The sequence below is a fragment of the Candidatus Neomarinimicrobiota bacterium genome (genome assembly GCA_041862535.1).
GTDB lineage: Bacteria > Fidelibacterota > Marinisomatia > SCGC-AAA003-L08 > TS1B11.
In genome coordinates, this window is the sequence record JBGVTM010000352.1 from 1 (window position 1) to 10,147 (window position 10,147).

Here is a 10,147-nt window from a genome sequence, read left to right on the forward strand (position 1 = left end):
GCACCTTCTCCAACAAGGGCTGCGATGAAGATTCAAACGGCTGATTATTAATTTCGGTTTCATGAACCATGAACCCCGCTGCTGACGACATGACGGCCAAACTGGACGCGTTTCTCTGCCCCCGGAGCGTGGCGGTAATCGGCGCCTCCCGGGATCCCGAGAAGCTGGGTCATGGAATCCTAAGTAACATCCTGGCCTCCGGCTACGCGGGTGATGTCTACCCGGTCAATCCCACGGCCGACGAGGTGCTGGGCTTGCCAGCCTACCCCAGTGTCAAGGATATCCCCGGTGAGCTCGACCTGGCGATCATCGTTATCCCGGAACGCTTCGTCCTTAACGTGATGCGGGAATGCGGTGAAAAGGGCCTTAATGCGGTCATCGTCATCACCGCCGGCTTCGGGGAAACGGGCCTGGAAGGCATTCGCCACGAACATGAACTCACCAAAATCGCGCACGAGTACGGCATGCGCGTCATTGGACCAAACTGCCTCGGCGTCATCGATACCCTCTGTCCCATCAATGCCTCCTTCGCTGCCAGCATGCCCGATCAGGGCAGCATCGCCTTCATGTCCCAATCCGGCGCCCTGTGTACGGCTGTTCTGGACCTCGCCGTCGCCGAGAAAATCGGCTTCTCACGGTTTGTGAGCCTGGGCAACAAGGCCGACGTTGACGAAGCGGCACTCCTGGGCAAGTGGAAAGATGATGAGCAGACCAGTGTTGTGCTGGCCTACATCGAGGGATTGCCTGATGGACGTGAATTCATCAATATAGCCCGCCAGGTCTCGGCCAGGAAACCGGTAGTGGCGCTCAAGTCCGGCACAACTGAAGCGGGATCAAAAGCGGTATCCAGTCATACCGGGAGCCTGGCCGGCTCGGAACGGGCCTATGTGGCCGCCTTCCAAAAAGCTGGTGTCCTCAGGGCCGAATCGATACAAGACCTCTTTGACTGGGGCTTGGCGTTCGCCTACCAGCCGCTACTGGAAGGTCCCCGCATCGCTATAGTAACCAATGCCGGCGGCCCAGGTATCCTGGCAACCGACGGCCTGGAACGTGCCAACCTTCGCCTGGCCCAGCTCGAACCGCAGACCGTCCAGACCTTGCAAGAGGCCTTGCCCGGTGCCGCCAGCCTCTACAATCCCATCGACGTGCTGGGTGACGCCGATGCCGACCGCTACGCCATCGCTCTCCAGGCTGCCCTCAAAGATCCCAACGTCAATGGCGTGATAGTGATCCTGACACCACAGGTGATGACCCAGATTCCAGAAACCGCGGAGGTGGTCTCAAAACTGGCCGGACCGTATGACAAACCCATCATCGGCTGCTTTATGGGGCAAGCCAAAATCCGCGCTGGGGCCGAGATTCTTAACCGCAATCGCGTTCCTAACTACACCTCTCCCAATAGGGCTGTGGGTGTGCTACAGGCTATGTGGAATTATCGTCAGTACCTGCAGCAACCCAAAACAGAACCTGACCAGTTCGACATTGACCGCGAAGCGGTAATGCAAATTCTGGCGAAGACCCGCGCTGATGGCCGCGTGACCTTGGGCGAGGTCGAAGCCCGGGAGGTCATCGCCGCCTATGGGATCGCGCTGCCCGAATCCCGGCTGGCACGCACCAGCGAAGAAGCCATCGAGTTCGCTGAAGAGATCGGGTTCCCTGTTGCCCTGAAGATTGCCTCACCGGATATCCTTCATAAAACGGATGTAGGCGGTATCAGGTTGGATCTGCGCAGTGCAGAGGATGTGCGCGACGCCTTTGATCTAACTATGTATCGCAGCCGGAGGCACATGCCGGATGCCGACATCTGGGGCGCATTGGTCCAGAAAATGATCGAGCCAGGTAAGGAAGTGATCGTCGGTATGAGTTGTGACCCCCAATTCGGCCCGCTGATCCTGTTCGGGCTGGGTGGCATCTACGTCGAGGTGCTTAAAGACGTGACGTTCCGCTTAGCACCAGTGACCCAGCGGGAAGCCGGCGCGATGGTCAATGAAATCCGGTCCGCGCCCCTCCTGCGCGGCGTGCGCGGCGAAAAACCATCCGACCTGAAGGCTATCACCGAAATCATTCAGCGCGTATCACAACTGGTGATGGACTTCCCGGAAATTGTAGAACTGGACATCAACCCGCTGGTGGTTCATCATCAGGGAGCTATCGCCCTCGATGCCCGTTTGTCCATTAAGTAGGATTGACCGTAATGGGTGATACCTCCACCAAAACAGCAGTTGGGGACTCTTTTTTAAATCTCAGGTGGTCCAGAAATAGGAGACCAGCATGACCTCACTTTATGTTGTTTCAAACGAGACCTTCAGTGGTAAGACCGCCATCATAACCGGTCTGATGGAGCATCTGCGTAAGGAGGGCTTTGAGACCGGCTATATGAAACCGGTTAGTACCACACCACGAGTTGCCGGGCGACGGGTAGCCGATACCGATGCTCAGTTTATTAAAGATACCTTCGACCTGGCTGCGCCTCTGAGCAGGATTGTTCCAGTCAAGCTCACCGAGTCCTTCGTGGAAAAAGCTTTTCGAGGCGAACGGGACCTGGCTGCCCGGGTCAAGACGGTCTTTAATGGCTTATCTGCCGATACCGATATCTTATTCGTGGAAGGCGGCGGAGATTTGGCGGAGGGTAGTCTGTTCGGTTTGTCAGCACCAGAAGTGGCTGAGTTGCTGGACCTGCCCGTCCTGATCGTGATCCGCTACAAAAGCCGCCTGACTGGTGACAATATCCTCTTAGCCCGCCGCATCCTCGGCGAACGGTTAGTCGGCGCCGTGGTAAACTCAATACCGGGTCGAGAACTCGATCTGTTCTCAGACACCGGCGTACCTATCCTTGAGGAACATGGTATCCCTATCATGGGATTACTTCCGCGAAACCGCTTACTGACAGCCGCAACAGTCGGCGAATTAGCCGACGGGATCAACGGCGAGATCCTCATCGGTGAAGATTACTCTGACGCCCTGGTCGAGAACCTGACCATCGGGGCTATGGGGGTGGACAATGCCCTGGCGCACTTCCGGCGCAAACCCAATAAGGCTGTCATCACCGGCGGCGACCGACCCGACATCCATCTGGCCGCCCTGGAGACATCGACCCGCTGTCTGATCCTGACCGGCAACCTGCACCCAAGTCCACTGATTGTCACCCAGGCCGAGGAAAAAGGTGTGCCTATTATCCTATCGCCCCAGTCTACGCTGGAAACGGTGGAAACGATCAACCAGTTTTTCGGGCGCACACGCTTCCATCAAGCACAAAAGCTCGAGCAGTTCCAAGAGATTTTCGAAGCAAACTTCGACTTTGACCGGCTGTACCAGGTGCTGGGGCTGAAATCGTAGGCTCAATTACGAAGATAGCATAAACGGCCTCCCGGGCCGGATCGGGGCCTCTCCTTTCCCGTACCCCGGGCATATCCGTACCCATTGGCGGACTTAGAAATACGCCGTACTCTATTATCCTGCCTTTCTCAGGAGCTCGCCCGCAGTAAACGAAGAATGCCCACGACAATATTCATCCTCGGTACCCTTTCCATGTAGCGCAGGTACTCATCACCAAATTGCTGAACAAGGCGCACTTCTTCCTCCTTACAGCTCATATAAACAGCCACCGCACCAATGGTACCCAGAATCGCGAACAGCCAGTTGGGATAGAAAAGCAGCGTGGTGATGAATATCGCTAGAATCCCGCCCAAGTACTGGGGATGTCTGACCAACGAATAAGGGCCAGAATCGACCACGTGGGTTGTATGCACGAAGGACTTTCCCTTTGGTACTCCACCCCGACGTGGGAACATGATTATGGGTGTCATTACTAATACCATACCGAACGCCCAAAATGCCCACCCTAAAGCGAATAATATGGGGTAAAAACTCGTCTGCAGAATCCCAGTTAGGACAAGCGGGTTAACTGGAAAACATGCGATGCATAAGATCGTCATAGGCGTGCCTAATAAAATCTCTTTCTTCGTCCATTTAAACCCGTCCATGATCATTCTCACCTGATTGGCGCTCTCCTCCTTTCTCGTTGGGGGTGATTCTAGCGCGAAAACAACATTACCAGGCTCCCCACCAGAAGCCCGATGACCAGGTTGATTAACTTGACCATGAGAAAGGTTTTTCGGGAATAGGCGAGCATCGGCAGCATGCCGTGGCCATCCTGCACAATAGAGCTCGCCAGCAGAATACTACCCGGAATTACACCTTCCGCGTAGAGCGTCACGAAAACCAGGTGTGGACCTGACTGGGGAAGCAGGCCGACAAAGGCAGCAATTATAAGTATGATCCATGTACTTTCATGGATAACACTCTCAAGGTGCAGGTAGTGCACCAGCAACTGCATTACAAGCAAGGTACCAAACGTCCAGGCAAAGATGTGGGGAATATGCTGAAGAACCACATGCCGCCACAAATGCTGCTCTAAAAAGTGATCGGGCACCGTTGCTACTATAAAGAGGGACAGTGAGATGACTAATAAAAGGGTGATTCGCATCCAGTTCCAGGAAAGCGGGCCGATCTGCCCGGTAGCAATAGCAAGGGCAGCCAACAGAAGTCCAACTATCAACGTCGCCCGGAAAGGCGAGAGCATTCTCCACTGCTGCAGAATCTGACCGCGGGGAAAGCACTGGCAGGTCTCCGTCAGATGAACCTCCAGTTCGTGGCCGGCTTCCGATACAAATACTTCCGGTCGCCTATTAATGGCATCAGTCAACACCCCGGCGACTATCACCACTACAAAAAGGATGACCATCAGAAGCAGGGCCTGTCGGGGAATCAGGGCCAGCATGACATAGGCCTCGTCTCCGCTGGTGGCGATCATCGCCGTCACAACCGCCCCTAGGTTCAGGAGCCGGTGGGAGTACATGGCCACCACCATAAAGGGCCCCAAGCAGCCCGGCAGCACACCCAGAAAGCCAGCCAAAAGGTACTGTTTCCAGCGGCTGCCAACTATATGTCGCTGCCACTGACCGCTGGACAGCACGTTGAGATACTCAATGACCAACATCATCGCGAAGACGAAGACGGTAATAATGAGCGTCTGGTTGAAAGCCCTGAGTATCATTGATGGCCCGGCAGTCTTCGCAAGTAGAACCTTTTACCCTCATAGGCCGTCTCAATAAGCTGATCTTCAGCAATCAATTTGTGAATAATGGCCCAATCGGCATCCGCCCTTTCTAGGAACGCATCCACAGCGTCCTCCCGCATGGGATGCACCGCCGTGATGCTCAGCAGATCCTGCTCTGCATCCCCCGTCGCAGCAAAGGCATTCCCCTCATACCCAATGAGATACTCCACTTTTGGGAGGCTCTTACTCATAATTTGGTAGGCACGATTGATCAAATCCTCACTGGGGCGGCGCACCCAGCCCTCCGCCGGTGGCCTGGTGGGGATGGACAGGTACGCCGTAGCGGGCTTCAACCGCGCCAAAAAATCAGCCACCTCCGTCAGGTAGTAATCTCGATCATTGATATCCTCGACCAGCATCGTTTCCGTAACCAGCGTTCCCCCATAATTTGCCGCAAAATCTAACATCCCTCCTAAAACGGTGCCCATGTGCAGCTCCTGGTGTGGACGATTAATTCTACGCCGCACCGCTTCCCGGGTCGTGTCGATCTTGAAAGAAACCCAATCCGCCTGCAAGAGATCATCACGAACGTCAAGGCGCCAGATAAGCGAAGCGTTGCTGATTACCGCGATTCTGATTCCCAGCGGCTTCAATAATTCAACTGCCTGCCTGAGATGGATGTCCAAGGTCGGCTCCCCGTCGGGAACAAATGTGAGATAATCGACGGACTCCCCGGTCCTATAGGTATCTTCCAGCTTGGCCTCTACTTCCCGGAGAATATCCTCCGGAGCATAAAAGGCGCTCCGCTGTACCCGCACCTTTGGCGTAAGCCCCAGCTGGCAATACACGCAGGAATAGGTACACGTCTTTGCAGGGATGTTGTTGATACCCAGGCTGCGCCCGAGACGTCGGGACGGAACCGGGCCGAATGCAATCATAACGGTTTGATGTCTAATACCGGGGTACCGTTAATTGCATCCAGGCCTCGTACCCGCAGTACGTTTCCCCTGACCTCCAGCAAGTCTACCACCGACAGACCAATGGCGTTGGGTCTGTGCGGACTACGCAGTGCAAAAACCCCTCGATTGGGACGGCTCGTATCACCCCGGGGATGCTGGCGTAGTTCAAAACCCTCGGAAAGGTGAAAGTGGAATATAACGGCGATTTGTTTTCCCGGCTCTAAACCGTGCAGTCCATCCACCAGGGTAGCATCCAGGATGATTCGGGATTCAGTGGATCGGAGCGTATCTGGTCCCACCGGCTCGTCAAAATCGTTTCTGACATGGCCGATAGCCTTGTATACGATAGCCTCTTCCGTTTTGCCTGATACAGGGGGAAAGGCATTGGATAAAGTCACGACCATTACTATGAAACCCTGCTCAGCCACACGGCAATACGCCTCCTGTAATGCCGCAAATATGGAAGTATCGTCTCCGCTGATCAGAGTGCTCATCGGACCTGGGTCTACGTACAGAGCGTGATCCCGGAAAATTTGAAGCACCTCATCAATCGCCGGCGACAGTGATTCCCGGTACAAAGGGTACAGGCTGACTTGGGCGGTCATGCTAACCACATTCTTTTCCCTTCCACAATTAAGGCAACCTCACAGCCATACCGATAAAGCCGCCCCAGGGAAGCGGGAGCGCTCCCGGCCAGACGGGCCAGAGTGTGGTCCTCCACACGATTTTCACTCGCTTCCCGTTGCCGGCGCGTTTAACAAAACGAATCAACTCTTCCGGATGGAAGAAACGGACCCCGTCCCAGATCGGACCTCCTTCTCTCTTCAGCTGCCTGGCCAACAAACTCTGACGGTTTAACACCCCCAGGATCAGTCCATATTGAGCCACACGCAGCGCCTCGGCCAAGGCCAGGGCTGGATCGGTGATGAACTCCAGGGTCGTAATCAGGGCAACGATGTCAATGGCTCGGTTTGGGAAAGGTAGGGCCAGTGCATCGCCGCACAAACAGTGTGGACAGCCTAGCCGAATAGCCTAGACCAACATCGGTGGTGATACGTCTAACCCCACAGCATACAAACCCAGTTCATTGAACCAGCGTGTGAAGTGCCCGGTGCCGCAGCCCACCTCCAGGATTGTGTGTGCGGATTTGAAATTGACAAGCAGCCGTCGCAGAAGTGCCTTCTCCAGGCGGTCAGCCCGGCGACCGGTGGTCTGGTACCAATTCTCGTAGCGGGCTACGCGGGCAGGGTCAGCGAAGGGGTTGTTCGAAACCTGTACCTGCTTAGAGTTCAAAAGTGATCGCCCGCCCCACGCCGGCCCGAATAAAGTCGTCTCCATACTCGGTGGCAAACATGGCGCTGGCCAAGTCCCCCGTGCAGTGACACGGCACCACCTGCTTCACACCCAACTGACGAAATTCGGCCAGGATAGCGGCAATCTCAGACTTGCTCTTGCCCCCCAGGTGAAAGCCGCCCATCACAAAGTAAACCGGATCACCGAATAATGCTTTGGCTCGAGCCATCATGGACGCTACACCCGGGTGAGCACAACCGGTAATGACCACCAAACCGCGTTTGCTCTGTACTACCAGGGCCTGTTCGTGGATTCCTCCATCCATAGCACCGGTGGTAAACAGCCCTTCGCCCAGGGGCTGGCCAGGACCCACCTCGACTACCTTTGTCAAACTGGCTACCTGGCGTTTGAAAACACTTGGAAAGGAGGACAGCAAGTAGACCGTCGGACGGGCCCCGGCTGCCAGCAGGGCATTCAGACCGCCGGTATGGTCGCCGTGGGCGTGTGAGAGCAATACGTACTCGATGCTGAGGAGATCCACGCCCAGATGACTCATATTGCTTAACAGCACCTGACCATCGCCACCGGTGTCCATGAGGAGCTTCTGTTTATGGTATTCCACCAGGGCGGCGAAACCCCAGGCTGAGCTGAGGCGTGGGTCATAGGGATTATTATCGTACAGGATAGTGATAGTAAGAGTATCGGTGGCCAGGATTGTCATTTCAATCTCCTCTTGCACCTGGGCTGGCGGAATGGGGTGGTAGGAGCTGAGGAAAAGCCCCAACCCGACTAATAGGAATTCTTGCCTCGTCAAATGCAGCACCATAGGTCTTGCCCTTTCAGATCAAGGGGTACCGGCCCCTGCCGCTGCCTCCAATTCCACAATGATGCGTGCGGCCTCTTGCTTTCTGTTCGTCACATCCAGGGGTAGACCTCTCAACCAGGATGAGGCGATTGCGGGATCTTCGTGAATGATCCCGCTGGGCTCTAAGCCTTTCTCTGCCAGTCTTGCTCGCAAATAACTCTCTGCTTCTCTACTCTTGATTCTGTTTAAAATAAATAAAACACCCCTGATTCTTGCCTCCCTAAAGATCCTGTTGGCTAGCGCGACGGTTTCCGGATCCTTCAAATGCTCCGTGGCTGGCGGTTCCCCCGCCTTTATTCGATCAACCATCTGTTTCATTGAAGCTGCTAACTCAATAGCCGGGTAAGTGGGATCAACGATAACAATAGCCCAATCCAGGCTGGTTATGGCTCCCCGCGACGTGTCTTCAAATCCCGCTTTAAAGTCCACCAGTGTCACCACTTCTTCCCCCTCAATTTGAAAACTGAAGTCTCGGGCGATTTTAGAAATGGGACCGTCACAGCCTGCTCCCGGCCCTTGATCTCCGATCTTGCCCGCTGTAAATAGATAGATCCCTTCAGCATGACCATAATATTCCGCCGGTATATGCTTTAGCGATATTTTTGCCCCGGCCAGAGGCGTCGGGTCATCCACCGGGCAGGTCACCGAACCGCCGCTGAATACCATTCCGCCAAAGTAGTCGATCAGCGCCAATGGTGACTTGGCCAATCCAAGTGCTTGTGGTAGGCCAACATTGGTTGAATCGGCGTCCAGAATACATACGCTGTAGCCGTTGTAGCTAAGTTCACGAGCTAACAGGATCGCAGCTGTGCTCTTCCCGGAGCCGCCTTTCCCGAAAATCCCTACTCTTTTGTCCTTGAGCAGCTTCACCTTGTCGCTCGCGGTTTGCACTTCCATCGCTTTTATCACCTTTGCTGAACCACAGCAGCTTTTAATGCCTGCAGCCGCGCTCCGGCCGATCCACCAACTCACCGCTTAAATAGGCTTCGACTGCGGCACGCGCCTCGATCTCATCCGTAATGAAACTCTCAATTCCCACCCCCCGTAGATCATCATACATCCGCCTGCCCATGCCGTGAGAGATCACCACAGCACAGTCCGCCAGGGCGGCCAAGACCGGTCCGTGACGCTCAATATGCTGACCGGCGTGTTCCAGTCCGCGGGCGTGACCCGTAAACGTATTTGGACGGAACTCCTGCTCCTTTACCTCCTTATTTTCGACTTCATAAACGACAAATCCCCGCGTCCGGCCGAAATGGGCCGAAATGGTCTGCCCGTCATCCGATGCTACGGCTATTTTCATCTGGTTTTCTCCTGTTGTCCCTTGCGTTCCATAGATCGATGGTGGTAGAATCCCTCTCTTACCATCGTGCCACCACACTTGGGGCATTTCTCCTCCCGGCACGGTATCCCGGCCTGATGTGGTATCTTTTCGCCGCACTTGGTGCAGATACAGTGCCCTCGGGCACCCCTTCTCTGCTCAGGTTGTGTCTCCATCGTCCTTCCTTTTCCTTTCATAGCTGTAAGACCGGCTGGATTCTATTTTTCACACTCTCCCGCTGGAAAGGGCGTGATAATCTTTCGCGGTCTTAACATTCTTTTTGCCAATGCCACTAGCGGTACAAACAGACTCAAAGTGCATACCATGGCTGCACCGGTGGGGAAGTCAAGGCTGGCGGAAAGATACAGGCCAATAAGGCTGGCCATGATACCCACGGTCCATCCCACGACCAGTCGGATCTTGATTTTATCCGAGAGTAACATAGCGCACACGGCCGGTGCGATCAGGTACGAAAAGACCAGCAATACTCCAGCTATCGCCACCGATGAGGTCACTATGAGACCGAAAGAGGCATAGAAGAGAAAATCCCACCATCTAACTGAGATATTCCTTCTCTCAGCTTCTACTACATTGGTAGAAATGAGCAGGAACCTTTTTCTGTAGATATAATGAAACAGACCGATGGCACC

Annotated in this window: 10 protein-coding genes and 1 pseudogene; 2 read left to right on the forward strand and 9 right to left on the reverse strand. The window is 54.8% G+C overall.

Features of this window, described 5'->3' with window-relative positions; genetic code table 11:
• Positions 1–68: 68 nt before the first annotated feature.
• Both acs and ACETWG_12660 read left to right on the forward strand, forming a co-directional pair.
• Complete coding sequence (gene acs, locus ACETWG_12655; GenBank protein ID MFB0517438.1) at positions 69–2,183, forward strand: acetate--CoA ligase alpha subunit; 2,115 nt, start codon at positions 69–71, stop codon at positions 2,181–2,183.
• Between the two features lie 88 nt (positions 2,184–2,271).
• A complete protein-coding gene (locus ACETWG_12660; GenBank protein ID MFB0517439.1) occupies positions 2,272–3,336 on the forward strand; it encodes a phosphotransacetylase family protein in 1,065 nt (354 codons plus the stop codon).
• 128 nt (positions 3,337–3,464) lie between these two features.
• On the opposite strand, the gene ACETWG_12665 is transcribed toward ACETWG_12660, so the two are convergent.
• The 9 genes and pseudogenes from ACETWG_12665 to ACETWG_12705 form a co-directional block, all read right to left on the reverse strand.
• Positions 3,465–3,989: an isoprenylcysteine carboxylmethyltransferase family protein gene (locus ACETWG_12665; GenBank protein ID MFB0517440.1), complete on the reverse strand. Its 525-nt coding sequence runs from the start codon at positions 3,987–3,989 to the stop codon at positions 3,465–3,467.
• Positions 3,990–4,033: 44 nt separating this feature from the next.
• Entirely contained in the window at positions 4,034–5,056 is a 1,023-nt protein-coding gene (locus ACETWG_12670) for a putative manganese transporter (GenBank protein MFB0517441.1), read from the reverse strand.
• A complete protein-coding gene (locus tag ACETWG_12675) occupies positions 5,053–5,997 on the reverse strand; it encodes a radical SAM protein (GenBank protein MFB0517442.1) in 945 nt (314 codons plus the stop codon). The genes ACETWG_12670 and ACETWG_12675 overlap by 4 nt, the downstream gene beginning before the upstream one ends.
• Entirely contained in the window at positions 5,994–6,623 is a 630-nt protein-coding gene (tsaA, locus tag ACETWG_12680; protein MFB0517443.1) for a tRNA (N6-threonylcarbamoyladenosine(37)-N6)-methyltransferase TrmO, read from the reverse strand. Before tsaA ends, ACETWG_12675 begins: the two co-directional genes overlap by 4 nt.
• A 28-nt stretch (positions 6,624–6,651) precedes the next feature.
• Positions 6,652–7,356: pseudogene (locus ACETWG_12685) on the reverse strand (class I SAM-dependent methyltransferase).
• A complete protein-coding gene (locus ACETWG_12690) occupies positions 7,301–8,125 on the reverse strand; it encodes an MBL fold metallo-hydrolase (GenBank protein ID MFB0517444.1) in 825 nt (274 codons plus the stop codon). The pseudogene ACETWG_12685 and the gene ACETWG_12690 overlap by 56 nt, the downstream one beginning before the upstream one ends.
• Positions 8,126–8,155: 30 nt before the next feature.
• The gene (locus ACETWG_12695; protein ID MFB0517445.1) at positions 8,156–9,073 is read right to left on the reverse strand and encodes a P-loop NTPase; all 918 of its coding nucleotides are present in this window, start codon (positions 9,071–9,073) and stop codon (positions 8,156–8,158) included.
• A gap of 34 nt (positions 9,074–9,107) precedes the next feature.
• Complete coding sequence (locus ACETWG_12700; protein MFB0517446.1) at positions 9,108–9,479, reverse strand: NifB/NifX family molybdenum-iron cluster-binding protein; 372 nt, start codon at positions 9,477–9,479, stop codon at positions 9,108–9,110.
• A 236-nt stretch (positions 9,480–9,715) separates the two neighbouring features.
• The coding region (locus ACETWG_12705; protein ID MFB0517447.1) for a metal ABC transporter permease at positions 9,716–10,147 on the reverse strand (432 nt) is incomplete at its 5' end.

Bases quoted from the DNA above. Each gene is read 5' to 3' on its own strand.
- ACETWG_12695 (MFB0517445.1), bottom strand. From the start codon at position 9,073: ATGGAAGTGCAAACCGCGAGCGACAAGGTGAAGCTGCTCAAGGACAAA.
- ACETWG_12665 (MFB0517440.1), bottom strand. From the start codon at position 3,989: ATGATCATGGACGGGTTTAAATGGACGAAGAAAGAGATTTTATTAGGC.
- ACETWG_12700 (MFB0517446.1), bottom strand. From the start codon at position 9,479: ATGAAAATAGCCGTAGCATCGGATGACGGGCAGACCATTTCGGCCCAT.
- ACETWG_12675 (MFB0517442.1), bottom strand. From the start codon at position 5,997: ATGATTGCATTCGGCCCGGTTCCGTCCCGACGTCTCGGGCGCAGCCTG.
- ACETWG_12660 (MFB0517439.1), top strand. From the start codon at position 2,272: ATGACCTCACTTTATGTTGTTTCAAACGAGACCTTCAGTGGTAAGACC.
- ACETWG_12670 (MFB0517441.1), bottom strand. From the start codon at position 5,056: ATGATACTCAGGGCTTTCAACCAGACGCTCATTATTACCGTCTTCGTC.
- acs (MFB0517438.1), top strand. From the start codon at position 69: ATGAACCCCGCTGCTGACGACATGACGGCCAAACTGGACGCGTTTCTC.
- tsaA (MFB0517443.1), bottom strand. From the start codon at position 6,623: ATGACCGCCCAAGTCAGCCTGTACCCTTTGTACCGGGAATCACTGTCG.